General features: G+C 61.7%; 11 protein-coding genes. 8 read left to right on the forward strand and 3 right to left on the reverse strand.

Annotated elements, in window-relative coordinates:
* Positions 1-319: 319 nt before the first annotated feature.
* The 4 genes from F0A16_RS12980 (at position 320) to F0A16_RS12995 (ending at position 4,556) form a co-directional block, all read left to right on the forward strand.
* Positions 320-1,288 (forward strand): LysR family transcriptional regulator, encoded by a 969-nt coding sequence (locus tag F0A16_RS12980; RefSeq protein ID WP_149435831.1) that lies wholly within the window; start codon positions 320-322, stop codon positions 1,286-1,288.
* Positions 1,289-1,408: 120 nt separating this feature from the next.
* A complete protein-coding gene (locus F0A16_RS12985; RefSeq protein WP_149435832.1) occupies positions 1,409-2,407 on the forward strand; it encodes a TRAP transporter substrate-binding protein in 999 nt (332 codons plus the stop codon).
* A gap of 79 nt (positions 2,408-2,486) precedes the next feature.
* The gene (locus F0A16_RS12990; RefSeq protein ID WP_149435833.1) at positions 2,487-3,068 is read left to right on the forward strand and encodes a TRAP transporter small permease; all 582 of its coding nucleotides are present in this window, start codon (positions 2,487-2,489) and stop codon (positions 3,066-3,068) included.
* Between the two features lie 186 nt (positions 3,069-3,254).
* Positions 3,255-4,556, forward strand: a complete 1,302-nt coding sequence (locus tag F0A16_RS12995; RefSeq protein ID WP_149435834.1) for a TRAP transporter large permease — start codon at positions 3,255-3,257, stop codon at positions 4,554-4,556.
* 41 nt (positions 4,557-4,597) lie between these two features.
* On the opposite strand, the gene F0A16_RS13000 is transcribed toward F0A16_RS12995, so the two are convergent.
* A complete protein-coding gene (locus F0A16_RS13000) occupies positions 4,598-5,341 on the reverse strand; it encodes a GntR family transcriptional regulator (RefSeq protein WP_149435835.1) in 744 nt (247 codons plus the stop codon).
* A 212-nt stretch (positions 5,342-5,553) separates the two neighbouring features.
* On the opposite strand from F0A16_RS13000, the gene F0A16_RS13005 reads away from it, so the two are divergent.
* The 4 genes from F0A16_RS13005 to F0A16_RS13020 all read left to right on the forward strand — a co-directional run bounded on the left by F0A16_RS13005 (position 5,554) and on the right by F0A16_RS13020 (position 10,394).
* Positions 5,554-6,531 carry a Bug family tripartite tricarboxylate transporter substrate binding protein gene (locus tag F0A16_RS13005; protein ID WP_149435836.1) on the forward strand — a complete coding sequence of 326 codons (978 nt, stop codon included), beginning with the start codon at positions 5,554-5,556 and terminating at the stop codon, positions 6,529-6,531.
* Between the two features lie 96 nt (positions 6,532-6,627).
* Positions 6,628-7,146, forward strand: a complete 519-nt coding sequence (locus tag F0A16_RS13010) for a tripartite tricarboxylate transporter TctB family protein (protein ID WP_149435837.1) — start codon at positions 6,628-6,630, stop codon at positions 7,144-7,146.
* Positions 7,147-7,161: 15 nt separating this feature from the next.
* A complete protein-coding gene (locus F0A16_RS13015) occupies positions 7,162-8,694 on the forward strand; it encodes a tripartite tricarboxylate transporter permease (RefSeq protein ID WP_149435838.1) in 1,533 nt (510 codons plus the stop codon).
* A 95-nt stretch (positions 8,695-8,789) separates the two neighbouring features.
* On the forward strand, positions 8,790-10,394 hold the full coding sequence (locus F0A16_RS13020) for a gamma-glutamyltransferase family protein (RefSeq protein WP_149435839.1): 1,605 nt from the start codon (positions 8,790-8,792) through the stop codon (positions 10,392-10,394).
* Positions 10,395-10,520: 126 nt separating this feature from the next.
* Here the strand turns inward: F0A16_RS13020 and F0A16_RS13025 are convergent, their stop codons facing one another.
* Together F0A16_RS13025 and F0A16_RS13030 are read right to left on the reverse strand one after the other, a co-directional pair.
* A complete protein-coding gene (locus tag F0A16_RS13025; RefSeq protein ID WP_149435840.1) occupies positions 10,521-11,450 on the reverse strand; it encodes a Gfo/Idh/MocA family protein in 930 nt (309 codons plus the stop codon).
* A 96-nt stretch (positions 11,451-11,546) separates the two neighbouring features.
* Positions 11,547-13,106, reverse strand: coding sequence for a sodium:solute symporter family transporter (locus F0A16_RS13030; RefSeq protein WP_149435841.1), 1,560 nt, complete (start codon positions 13,104-13,106; stop codon positions 11,547-11,549).
* Positions 13,107-13,219 lie beyond the last annotated feature (113 nt).

The raw sequence follows: 13,219 nt of genomic DNA on the forward strand, positions 1-13,219 counted from the left end.
GGCACGGGAATCCAGCGGACGAGTCCGTCGGAGGAGCCATTCGGAAAAGCCGTCACGAAAGCTTTTCACCAGCGTGCCGTGGACAGTGGGCATCCCGAAGACGCCTTACCGCACTTTAAGAAACCGCCAGCCGCAGGGTCCAATCGTTTTTCGCGATGCGCAGTATCGGCACAATCTTTCATTCCCATGGCACGATGCCGGTGGATGGATGCCGGAGAGTTGACGTTCACGACGCCGCGCCGAAGAATCGGCCATCCCCGTTCAAGTGCGCAGCGCCTTTTGAATACCTAGCGCTTTTTGAATACCTAGAGAGAACCCCATGTTCGACTTCAAGGAGCTCGAAGCCTTCGTCTGGGTCGTCAGGCTGGGCTCGTTTCGCAAGGTGGCAGCGCGCCTACACCTGACCCAACCCTCGATCTCCGACCGCATCACCCGGCTGGAGGCGGCGGTCGGAGAGTCGTTGCTGGACCGCAGTGCCCGGCCGGTGCAGCCGACGCTGCGCGGCCGGGAGTTCTACGCCCATGCAGAACGCCTGCTGGACAGCCGCGAGGAGGCGCTGCAGCTGTTCCAGAACCAGGAGGACTTCTCCGGCACGCTGCGGCTCGGGGTCATCGAGACCATCGCCCACAGCTGGTTCAGCACCTTCCTGACCCAACTGGCCGAACGGCACCCGCAGCTCACCATCGAACTGACCGTCGACATCTCGCCGTTTCTTCACCAGCGCCTGGCGGACAACGATCTCGACATGATCTTCGCCATGGATGGCGTCGCCCCCGGCCTCTCGGTGACGCAGCTACCGCTGGCCACCTACGAGATGGGCCTGTTCGTGGCACCGCAGCATGCCGATCGCCTGCGACAGGGTGGCGTGTCGGCGCTATCCCGCCTGCCGTTCGTCTCGTTCAGCAAGTTGGCTCGCCCCTATGGCGAACTCGTGGCCTATCTGGCCGAACTCGGCATCGACGATCCCAAGATCCACTGCGCCACCACGCTGATGACCATCGTCCGCATGAGCATCGACGGCGTCGGCATTGGCTCGCTGCCGGTCTCCACGGTGTCGGACGCCTGCCAGCGCGGCGAGCTGTTGCGGTTGGCGCTGCCCACGCCACTGCCGGCGATGTTCTACGACGCGATCTGGCGCACCAGCAGCTATCCCAGCTTTTGTCGGGGAGTCACGCGACTCGCCCAGGAGTGCGCTGCCCGCTATGCCACGGAGCACCCCCGCGACCCCGTCGGTGACGGACAGTGGGAGGAGGTGAAAGTCTGGCCCGATAGTTTGGATAAGAATTAACGATTTGACGCCGTCGCCGGCCGACTTGAAGAATGCAGGGGTGCCATGTCCCGGTCACGACCCCTGTCAATAACAAGCGGCGTGCAGGAAGACCTTCTCAATAACAAACGGAATCCAACGATGCGCATATTCCATGTTCAGCTGTCGACGATCGCCGTGGCGGGATCGCTCGCCGTCGCGACGCCGGCACTCGCCGACCAGTGGAACCTCGCCTCTCCCTACGGCGATGCCAGCTTCCACACCCAGAACACCAAGCAGTTCGCCGAGGATGTCGCCGACGCGACGGATGGCGAGCTGACCATCACCGTGCACAGCGGCGGCTCGCTGATCAGCCACGCGGAGATCAAGCCATCGGTGCGCCGCGGCACGGTACAGGCCGGCGAGATATTCCTCTCCACGCTCTCCAACGAATCGCCGATCTACGAAGTCGACACCCTGCCCGGCCTGGCCGGCAGCTATGCCGACGCCTACGACCTGTGGCAGGCCTCCAAGCCGATCATCACCGAGCTCTTCGCCAAGGAAGGATTGATGCCGCTGTACGCCGTGCCGTGGCCGGCGCAGGGTATCTACACCGATTTCGAACTGACCGATGCCTCCCAGTTCGAGGGGCTACGGGTCCGCGCGCCGAACATCAACACCCAGCGCTTCGTCGAGAACCTGGGCGGCATCCCGACCCAGACCGAGGAGGCGGATATCCCCACCGCGTTCAGCACCGGGCGCGTCGACGCCATGATCACCTCGGTCTCCACCGGCAAGTCGATGTCGGCGTGGGATTACGTGTCCAACTACAGCGATGCCAACCTGTGGCTGCCGAAGAACATCGTCTTCGTCAACAAGCGCGCCTTCGATCGTCTCGATGACGCCACGCAGAAGGCCGTTCTCGACGCCGCTGCCAAGGCCGAGCAGCGCGGCTGGCAGATGAGCAAGGAAGACAGCGCCGAGAGTGCCAAGGCCCTCGAATCCCACGGTATCACCGTCAGCGAACCCAGCGATGCCCTCCAGCAGCAGTTGAAAGCCGCCGGACAGAAGCTGTTCGAAGACTGGCAGGCGCGCGCCGGCGATCAGGCCCAGCAGCTGGTCGATCGCTACCGCGAACGCCAGGCCAAGCAGAGCCAGTGACGTTCGGTGCGACGGCCCGTCTCGCCGCGGGCCTCGTACGCTGCAGACTTCCTTCACTCGCACCCGGTGAGTCTCCGCCATGATCTTCAGACTGAATCCGCTCTACCGGCTGGGCGCCTGGGGCGCCGCGGCCTGCATGCTGGCGATCTGCGCCATGGTCACCTTTCAGGTACTGCTGCGCTGTCTCGATGCCGTGCTGGTACTGGTCGGCGCCAGCCGCCTCGGCTACGAGATCAGCGGCGTCTCGGAGATCGCTTCCTACCTGCTAGTCGGCGCGACCTTCCTGAGCCTCGCCTACACCTTCACCCATCACGCCCATATCCGCGTCACGCTGGTCATCGCCCGTCTGCCGGCGGCGATCCGGGTCTGGTGCGAAGTGGCGTGCCTGGCGATCGCCCTGGCACTCAGCGCCCTGCTCAGTTGGGAAGTGATCGGCCTGATCCAGGAGAGCCTCGACTACGGCGACGTCTCCTCGGGGCTGATGGCGATTCCGCTGTGGATCCCGCAGACCGTCCTGGTCGTCGGCCTCGCGCTGCTGTGTCTGGCCATTCTGGAAGCGCTGCTGACAACGCTGAGGCAAGCCATGACGGCCCCCTCGCGCTACGTGGCGCCCGGCGGCGACGATGGCGTTGGCGACAACGACAGCTTCGGCGGCGAGTGACTTTTCGCTCCAACAACCAGCGAGGAAGCGCTGAATAAATCGGCGAGCGGGATGAAGAGCAAGGCGCACGGAGCGCAGAAGACGAGACATAACATGGGGTTAGGCGAGTCTTCCAGCACCGCGTAATGCAGCACTTCGCCCGCGCAGACATTTATACGCTGCTTCCCTGAACCGAGGACTCGACTCGTGCTCACGCTCAGTCTTGCAACGCTTTTTACCCTGGCGATTCTGCTCGGCGGCGGCGTGTGGATCGCCTTCGCCCTGCTCGGCACCGGCTGGATCGCGCTGACCTTTTTTACGAGCTTCGAGGTCGGCCCCATTCTCGCCTCCGACTTCTGGGGCGCCAGCTACGGCTGGGATCTGACCGCCCTGCCGATGTTCGTGTGGATGGGCGAAATCTTGTTCCGCTCCGGCCTGGCCGACAACATGTTCCGCGCCCTGTCGCCCTGGCTCAACCGTCTACCCGGCCGGCTGCTGCACTCCAACATCATCGGTAGCGGCCTGTTCGCCGCCGTCTGCGGCTCCTCCGCCGCGACCTGCGCCACCGTCGGCAAGATGACCCTGCCCGAGCTCGAGCGCCGCGGCTACGACGAAACCCTGGCGATCGGTACGCTGGCCAGCGCCTCTACCCTGGGCCTGCTGATTCCGCCGTCGATCATGATGATCGTCTACGGCGTGGTCACCGAGCAGTCGATCTCGCGCCTGTTCATGGCGGGCATCGGCCCTGGCCTGCTGCTGCTGGCACTGTTCATGATCTACCTAGTGATCTGGTCGCTGACCGCCGGCAGGAATGGCGGCGCGGGTCATGCCGAGGCGCCGATGCCGTTTCTCGACAAGGTCAGAAACAGCTGGCGGCTGATTCCGCTGCTGGTACTGATCGGCGGCATTCTCGGCAGCATCTACGGCGGCGTCGCCTCCCCCACCGAGGCGGCCGCGGTGGGCGTGGTGCTGTCGATGGTGATCGCGCGATGCAACGGCCATTTCGACAGGTCGACCTTCCTGGAGTCGATGTTCGCCGGGCTGCGCACCTCGTGCATGATCGCGTTCATCATCGCCGGTGCCTCGTTCCTGTCGTCGGCCATGAGTTTCACCCAGCTGCCGACGCAGCTGGCCAGCGCCATCGCCGCCATGGGGCTCTCGCCCAACGTGCTGCTGGTGATGCTGACCCTTTTTCTGCTGGTGCTGGGCTGCTTCCTCGACGGGATCTCGCTGATCCTGCTGGTGACCTCGATCATCATGCCGCTGATCAACGCCGCCGGCATCGACCCGATCTGGTTCGGCATCTACCTGGTGATCGTGGTGGAGATCTCGCAGATCACGCCACCGGTGGGCTTCAATCTGTTCGTGATCCAGGGGCTGACCGGCAAGAATATCTTCACCATCGCCAAGGCGACGCTGCCGTTCTTCCTGCTGATGCTGTTCGCCATCGTTCTGATGCGGACCTTCCCGGAGATCGTGCTCTACCTGCCGCAGGCGATGAACCGCTAGATCTGCCGCAGACAATGAACGGACGCGGACCTTGGGTCCGGTCAATCCGGCGTTACTGCCGGATTGACCGCTGCCAGCGCGACTTCGAAGGAAAATCGAATGTGGTCTTCCATCAACGTGATCGCCGCCGACTGGTCGCGTTCGATGCTCAGCGCCGCGAGTTGATAATGCTGATCGTCGCGCCTGCTGCGGATCTTCGCATTGGTAGGCGCCTGGCGCCGGTAACGATCGAACTGATCATGCAATTGGTCGATAAAACGCAACAGCCATCGCGATCCACACGGGCTGATCAGCGTACGATGAAAGGCTCGGTGCAGCACTTCCCACTCATGCAGCGGTAGCTGATTCGCTTCGGCCCGCCGGAGTCGATGCACGGCCGCCAACAGCCGAGATTCCCACTCGGTATCGCCCCGCTCCATGGCCCGTCTCAAAGCCATACATTCCAGTTCCAGGCGCATCTTGGCAATCTCTTCGAGATCGTCCTGCATGAGGGCCGGTACGCGAAACCCACGCTGGTGTGTCTGCTCCAACAAGCCGTAGGCCGCCAACCGGTTCAACGCTTCTCGAAGCGGGCTCAGGCCCACACGGTAGCGATCCTTCAGAACGCTGATGACAAGTTTTTCCCCCGCCACGAAATGACCATCGATCAGATCGCGTCGCAGCGATTCGAACAGGCTACCGGCGGCCAACGGGCTGTCGAGTGGATCAACGCGGATATCGGGCGCATCGTCACGTTTATCTTCAGACGCAGCCTCGATTTGAAAGCCGGGCGTCGGTCGAGGCATGGCAGTCCTCCTTGGGATTACGGTTAGCACATCGCTCTTGACAACGGATATGGGTCAATTTAGGTTCGAATACAGAAAATCGATTTTTTACAAAAAAAACGACAAACCTGCGATCCTTTGTAACAAGCTCTCTTTGCAATGATCCGGCTACCCCCTGGCTCGTCGCAATCGCACTCGATTCCCAATGACAACTCACAAAAGGGTTACGACTGATGAAGCGTTCAATCTCGGCTTTGGCGCTGGGCGCCACCTTGCTGCTATCGCCTTTCTCTCTGATGCCGGCGGCCGCCGCCGATGACTTCCCCGATCAGGATGTGCGCCTGATCATCCCCTTCGGCCCTGGCGGCGCTACCGACGTGATCTTTCGCCTGGTTTCACGCCAGGCCGAGCAGTCCCTCGGCCAATCGATCGTGCCCGTCAACATGGCAGGTGCCGGTGCCACCCTTGGCTCTCGTGAAGTCAAGAATGCCAAACCGGATGGCTACACGCTGCTGGGTAGCCACCAATCGATTCAGCTATCCTACCTCGCCGGCATGGCGGACTACTCCTACGACGCCTTCGAACCCATGGCACTGCTGACGCAAACCATAAATATCCCTTCGACCAACAGCGATCACGAGGTACAGACCGCTGCCGATATCGCTGCCTATGTCGAGGCCAACCCCGGTGAAGTCAGAGTCGGCATGATTCCCAGCTCGACGGACCACTTCTTCTGGGTGCAGTTCTTCGAAGCCGCCGGCATTCCAATGCAGGACGTGCGCATGATCAGCTACCCGGACACTGGCTCCCAGGTATCGGCGCTACTGGCCAACGAAATCGACTTCACGCTGCTCAACATGCCTTCCGGCGCATCGTTCTATGAAGATGGCGCCTTCCGTCCGCTGGGTGTTGCCGGTGAAGAACGCCTGGCCGCCCTGCCGGAAGTCGCCACGCTTCGCGAACAGAATATCGACCTGGTCAACACAACGGCGCGCGGCGTTTTTGCTCCTAAGGAGACGCCCAAGGAAAACATCGAGGTGATCGCCAGCGCATACGAACAAGCCTTGCAGGAAAAGGAAGTCGCCAACCGCATCGAGAAAGAGTTTGGTTCGGTGGTCAGTTACATGGGGCCTGAAGCTTACGCCGCTTACCTGGAAGAGAACTCGACTGCACTAGAGCGTGTCGCGGGAAACATTGATTTTTCACGCTGAGCCGGTCGCTCGCTAGTGTGCCGATGTATGGGTACCAACATCGGGCTTCGTCTCCACGGGTGATCCAGGGATCACCCTTGCCCTGTAGGTAATGTCATGTCCACGATCCGAGATCGTATTCTCGCGACCGTCGTCCTAGGGATGGTCGCCATCCTCGCCGTCGAATCGGGCAATATTCCCGACAAGACCAGCTGGCAGATGTTCGATTCAGCGATCTTTCCCCGCCTACTGCTGGGGGTCATCGGGATACTGGCCACGTTGCTGTGGATTCAGTCACTGTTGGCTTCCCGGCGAGCCACGCCCCTTCAGGAGACACGAGAAGACAGTGCCCTGACAGAGGCGCAGACCATCGAGCCTACCCCTGAAGAATATACGGCCAGACCGCGCTTCCATTATCAGGTTCCGAGTCTTTTCGTGCTCTTCGGGCTCTACACGTGGTCTCTTCCCCTGCTCGGCTATCTGATCGCCACGCTTGCATTCCTGATCATCGCCCAGGCACTGCTGCTGGGCGTCGATACGCCGAGAAAATGGCTGATCAACCTGGTGACGGCCGGCATCTTGGCGCCGCTGATCTTCGTCATTTTCGAATACGGCCTCAACGTCTGGCTGCCTTGACCCGGGAGTTCTCTCATGAGTGAATTTTTTCTACAGGGCCTAGCCGAAGTCTCCAATCTCTATACCCTGGCCATGATCACGCTGGGGGTCATCTTCGGCATCATTGGCGGGAGTATCCCGGGTTTCACGGTCACCATGGCCATTCTGGTGGTGTTTCCGTTCACCTTCTCCATGGACCCGGTAGACGGCATTGCACTGATGATCGGCGTGTTCGTCGGTGGCTACTCCGGTGGCATCATATCGGGTGTCATGCTGGGTATTCCGGGGACGCCTTCCTCGATCACCACCGTGTACGATGGCTACCCCATGGCTCAGCAGGGAGAGCCGGGGCGCGCGCTCGGCATCGGTATGCTGTCATCGTTCTTCGGTACCTTGATCAGCGTATTGATGTTGATCTTCCTGGGCCCGCTCATTGCGCAGTTCAGCATGAACTTTCGCCCGTGGGAAATTACCGGCCTGATCGTCTTCGCATTGACCCTAGTCGCCAGTATGTCCAGCGGCGCCATGCTCAAGGGCTTAATGGCGGCAGCGATCGGCCTGCTGATCACCACCTTCGGGTACGACCGTAACAGCAATCTACGCTTTGATTTCGGCCTCCCCGCGCTGGAATCCGGTTTCGAGATCCTGCCGGTGATGATAGGCGCGTTCGCCTTTTCGCAGTTGATGAACAACCTTGAGCAGCTCTCGAGTCGCGGCCGATCGACGGACACCCCATCGAAGCAGGCGCCAGCCCAAGGCTCGGTATCCATCCCCTACCGACGCATCCTCAAGGATATTGCCGGACAGAAGATCAACACTCTGCGCTCCTCCATCATTGGCGGTCTGGTCGGCGCCCTGCCAGGCACCGGGGGCAGCGTCGCCAACTTCCTGAGCTACGATCAAGCACGCAAGTTCTCTCGTCATCCCCAGCGCTTCGGCACCGGCATTACGGACGGTATCGTCGCTTCGGAGTCATCCAACAATGCAGTTCTGGGTGGCGCCTTCATTCCCACGCTGGCTCTCGGAATTCCCGGCGATCTCCCCATGGCCATCATGATGGGCGTATTGATTCTGCATGGCATCACGCCGGGACCGTTGATGTTCGAACAGAACCCGGTACTGATAGGCGGAATCTATGTCAGCCTGATGGTGGCCGCGTTCGCCATGGTGCTCGTGCAACTGCTGCTGATTCGCTGGTTTGCGCAAATATCGCGTGTCCCCCAGCAGATCTTGGTCCCGGTGGTTCTGGTGCTGTGTGCGGTGGGCTCGTTCGCCCTCAACAACAATCTGTTCGATGTCTGGGTACTGTTCCTGTTCGGCATCGTCGGCTATCTGCTTTGGAAAGCCGGTGTGCCTCTGACACCGATGATTCTGGGCGTGGTACTGGGCAAGAACCTGGAGAACCAGTTCTTCCGAGCGCTGGAACTCGACCCCAGCTGGACCACGTTCTTCACCCGACCACTGTCGGCGGCATTTTTGGCTCTGGCACTGGCTTCCGTGGTGTTCTCTCTGATCCAGAACCAGCGCATCGCCCGCGCGTCGAAAGCGTCCCGGACACCGCCTTCGTGATCGGCAACGCCCGATAGCGACCACTTCGAATGCCCAGTTCGATCATTAGATTTTCCGACACCCTATCAAGACTGACGCTGCTGACGGACGCTCCAATGACACAAGATCCGCTTTATTATCCTTTCCCTTCACAACGCAACGTCACGCTGGGGCGTCGTGGAATGGTGGCCACTTCTCAATCACTGGCGTCCCAGGCTGGCCTGGACATCCTCAAGCAAGGCGGCAACGCGATAGATGCCGCCATTGCCACCGCCGCCGCCTTGACGGTGGTCGAGCCCACTTCCAACGGTATCGGCAGCGATGCTTTCGCGATTGTCTGGATCGATGGCAAGCTTTACGGCCTCAATGCCAGCGGGCCTGCACCGCGAAGCTTGACGCTGGAGGCGGTCCAAGCGCTCGGCCACGAGAGCATGCCGGCCTATGGCTGGGTACCCGTTACGGTGCCTGGCACCCCGGCCGGATGGGCAGCGCTCTCCAAGCGCTTCGGCAAACTGCCCTTTGCCGAATTGTTCCGCCCCGCCATCGAGATTGCCGAACAGGGCTATGCCATCACACCGACTCTGCATCAAATGTGGGCGGAAGCCTTCGAGATCTACAGCGTCGATGAGGCTGCCGTGTTCGAATCCTGGCATGCCACCTTTGCCCCACGCGGTCGGGCTCCGCAAATCGGAGAGATCTGGCAAGCACCTGATCATGCCGAGACGCTACGGAAGATTGCGGATAGCCACGCCGAGGCGTTCTATCAGGGTGGATTGGCAGGCCGTATGGCGGATCATGCGGCAGCACACGGCGGCTTCTTGACGCGCGAGGATCTCGCCGGCTATCGACCAGAGTGGGTCGAGCCGGTTGGCGTGCGCTATCGCGACCACGATATCTGGGAAATTCCACCCAACGGTTCCGGCATGATTGCACTGATGGGGCTCAACATTCTCGCGGGATTCGATCCTGATCGTGCCGAGGTGGAAACCCTACATCGCCGTATCGAAGCCTTGAAACTCGCCTACATCGACGGTTTCCATTACATCAGCGAACAAACACACATGCATGTGGATGTCGAAGCGCTGTTGAGTACCAGCTACGCCGACAGCCGTCGAGCATTGATTGGAGAGCGCGCGCTGCTGCCTGCTCCTGGCGAACTGCCTCGCGGTGGAACCGTTTATCTCGCCACGGCCGACAGCGAAGGCAATATGGTGTCGTTCATCCAGAGCAACTACAAAGGTTTCGGTTCCGGTGTGGTCGTGCCGGGTACCGGTATCAGCCTGCAAAATCGCGGCTGGTCATTCTCTCTTGATCCGAACCACGTCAACGCCCTGGTTCCAGGTAAGCGCCCTTATCACACCATCATTCCTGGGTTCATCACGCGGGGTGACCAAGCGATCGGGCCGTTCGGCGTGATGGGCGGTTTCATGCAACCCCAAGGACATATGCAGGTAATCACGAGCCTGCTCGATGATCACCTCAACCCCCAGGCGGCACTGGATGCACCGCGTTGGAAATGGGTCTCGCAGCGCAAGATCGAGGTCGAGCCGCATTTTCCCAACCACCTCGTTCAAGCGCTGGAACGCCGCGGCCACCAAGTGATCAAGCGCACCGACGGTCTGACTTTCGGGCGCGGGCAGATCATTCTTCGTGATCTCGAGACTGGTGTACTGACGGGTGGCACCGAGCCACGGACCGACGGCGCCGTGGTCAGTTGGTAATCTGGCGAGAAATGTATGACGAAGTGGCCAGGCCAAGCAACAAGTGACAGGAGGTCAAGGAGACGCCATTGGACGCCCTTTCACTTTTATAACGCGGCCTCGTCCACTTCGCCTCGCGATTCGCGATCACTCGATGAAATCCTCCACCGTATGGCGGTATCCCAACATCAGCGAGTCGGCGACATGCCGGAATGGACTGACGTCGACGTCGGAACGGCCCTCGGCGATCAGTTCGGCGAAACGCGCATAGAGTCCGGCGTACTCCGCGTCTGGGCCTTCTTGCTGCAGCTTGCCGTCGATCAGCAGCCGTCTGCCGCCCGCTTCCAGTGTCATCCGCCCGGCATCGGTCTCGACATGGATCTCCCAGATCGGCGGGGTGCCCTGCTGGCGGAAATCGAACTCGGCGTGGATCGGCACGTTTTCGCCGTCGACGAAATCCAGCGAGGCGGCGATCGGCGTCTGGCAGTTGCCGGGCACCTGCAACTGGGCATCGACCAGGTGAAACGGGCGCGGCAGGATCGCGGTGGCGATCGACAGCGCGTTGATGCCGGGGTCGAACACGCCCATGCCGCCCGGCTGCCAGATCCAGGCCTGCCCCGGGTGCCAGACCCGCACGTCCTCCTTCCATTCGATATCGACACGGCGAACCTGACGTTCCGCCAGCCAGCGCTTCGCACCCGCCACCCCGTGGGCGTGACGGGAGTGCCAGGAGGCGAACAGCGTGACGCCATGGCGTTCGGCGTCTTCGCGCAGGGTTTCGATCTCGGCCAGCGTGGCGCCGGGCGGCTTCTCCAGCATCACGTGCTTGCCATGAGCCATGGCCAGCCGCGCCTGCTGGGTACGAACCCCGGCCGGCGTGCACAGCGAGACCGCGTCGATCTCGGGGCCCTGCTCCAGCAGCGCCTCGAGGCTCTCGAAATTTGCCACTTCGGGTACGGAGGCGTTGCGACTGGCAACGGCCGTCAGTCGATGGCGGGGATCATTGGCAATGGCCGGATGATGCTGATCGCGAGCGATCTTGCCGTAGCCCACGATCGCGAGACGAAGGGTGTCCATGACAGGTCCTTGTGAATAGCAGCCTTGAAATCAAAAGCCGCCCCGGCGTTGGCATACCGAGCGACCCTGGAAAGGGAAACGGCCCCGGCGGCGCCCTCAGCGCAGCAGATAGACGATGATGGCGGTGAGCACCGAGACGATGACGATGCCGATCATGACATCACGAGGTACCCGCTCCAATCCCTCTTTGGCGATGACCGCGATCCGTGCATCTTCGCCATCGGGTCGGTCGCCGGCGCCGAGTTGCACCTTCCAGAGCCAGGTGAAAAGCGCCGTGGCCGCGAACAGGATGCCGCCGATGATGGTGAAGTGGATCGGCAGCACGCCGGTTTCCACCAGCACGAACAGCACCGCGCTGAGCGCATGGCCGCTGGCTAGCCCCCGCAACGCCGCCGACGAGCCCAGCGACTTGACCCACAGTCCCATCAGGAAGGTCGCCACCAGCGGCGAGGCGACGAAGGCGAACACTTGCTGCAGATACGACCACAGCCCCGAGAAGTACTGGATCATCGGCCCCCAGAGTGCGGCGATGGCGGCCAGGATGAAGGTACAGATTCGCCCCCATTTGGCCAGCTGGGCATCGCTGAGATTGGGTCTGGCCGGTTTGATGAAATCCAGCGTCAGCAGCGTCGCCGAGGAGTTGAGCGTCGAGGAGAGCGTCGACATCAGCGCCGCGATCAGGCCGGCCAGGATCAACCCGGTAAGCCCGGTCGGAGTGAACTCCTGCACCATTTTCGGATAGACCTGATCGGGATGCTCGAGCCCCGGCAGCAGCGGTATCACCATCGCCCCGGGAATGGTCATGATGAAGATCGGCAACAGCTTCAGCGCCGCGGCGAAGATCGAGGCCCGCCCCGCCGCCTGGATGTCCCGCGCGCCCAGCAGACGCTGAACCACGTACTGGTTCATCGACCAGTAGTAGAAGCCGACGATCGGGACCCCGGTGATCAGGCCCAGCCACGGCACACTGGGGTCGTCCAGCGGCCGAATCAGCGACAGCTTCTCCGGGCTGACCGCCTCCTTGACCGTCGACCAGCTGTAGTCGAAGTGGCCGAAGATGATCCAGGTCATCGCCGCCGACCCGCCGATCAGCACGCAGGCCTGCATCACGTCGGTGTAGACCACCGCGCGCAGCCCGCCGAAGGCGGTGTAGATGCTGGTGAACAGCGCCAGCAGCGCGCACACCTCCCACAGGTTGGTGCCGGGGATGAAGGTGGTGACGATCAGGCCACCGGCATAGAGCGTGCCGGCGGTATCGAGGATGATCGACAGGAACAGCGTGATCACCGAGAGATACTTGCGCAGCCGGGAGTCGAAGCGGCGCTCCATCAGTTCCGGCATGGTGGTGATACGGGCCCGCATCAGTACCGGCAGCACGAAGATGGCGGTGAACATCAGCACCACGCCGGCCATCCACTCGTAGTTGGCGGCGGAGATGCCGTGCTGGTAGGCGGCCCCGGGCAGGCCGATCAGCGTGTCCGAGGAGATATTGGAGGCGAACAGCGAGAAGCCGATCGCCAGCGGGCCCAGGCTTCTCCCCGCCAGGAACAGCTCCTCCGGCGTGGTCTTGCCCCGGGCCATCTTGTAGCCGATGAAGGTGACGATCAGGAAATAGGCCGCGATGACCGCAAAATCCCAGAATTGAAGATCATCCATGAGCGCGTTCGCTTTTGATCTGTGGTTGTTTTGGCGAGCGATGTCGGCGCGATGGCACCAATGGCCATCCGTCGCGATGACGCCCATTCAGGCGTTCACGATCCAAAGGTTAG

It is taken from the genome of Salinicola corii (assembly GCF_008298015.1).
GTDB lineage: Bacteria > Pseudomonadota > Gammaproteobacteria > Pseudomonadales > Halomonadaceae > Salinicola > Salinicola corii.

Excerpts from the sequence above, each read along its gene's own strand:
- F0A16_RS12980 (WP_149435831.1), top strand. The coding sequence starts at position 320 with ATGTTCGACTTCAAGGAGCTCGAAGCCTTCGTCTGGGTCGTCAGGCTG.
- F0A16_RS12985 (WP_149435832.1), top strand. The coding sequence starts at position 1,409 with ATGCGCATATTCCATGTTCAGCTGTCGACGATCGCCGTGGCGGGATCG.
- F0A16_RS12990 (WP_149435833.1), top strand. The coding sequence starts at position 2,487 with ATGATCTTCAGACTGAATCCGCTCTACCGGCTGGGCGCCTGGGGCGCC.
- F0A16_RS13000 (WP_149435835.1), bottom strand. The coding sequence starts at position 5,341 with ATGCCTCGACCGACGCCCGGCTTTCAAATCGAGGCTGCGTCTGAAGAT.
- F0A16_RS13005 (WP_149435836.1), top strand. The coding sequence starts at position 5,554 with ATGAAGCGTTCAATCTCGGCTTTGGCGCTGGGCGCCACCTTGCTGCTA.
- F0A16_RS13010 (WP_149435837.1), top strand. The coding sequence starts at position 6,628 with ATGTCCACGATCCGAGATCGTATTCTCGCGACCGTCGTCCTAGGGATG.
- F0A16_RS13015 (WP_149435838.1), top strand. The coding sequence starts at position 7,162 with ATGAGTGAATTTTTTCTACAGGGCCTAGCCGAAGTCTCCAATCTCTAT.
- F0A16_RS13020 (WP_149435839.1), top strand. The coding sequence starts at position 8,790 with ATGACACAAGATCCGCTTTATTATCCTTTCCCTTCACAACGCAACGTC.
- F0A16_RS13025 (WP_149435840.1), bottom strand. The coding sequence starts at position 11,450 with ATGGACACCCTTCGTCTCGCGATCGTGGGCTACGGCAAGATCGCTCGC.
- F0A16_RS13030 (WP_149435841.1), bottom strand. The coding sequence starts at position 13,106 with ATGGATGATCTTCAATTCTGGGATTTTGCGGTCATCGCGGCCTATTTC.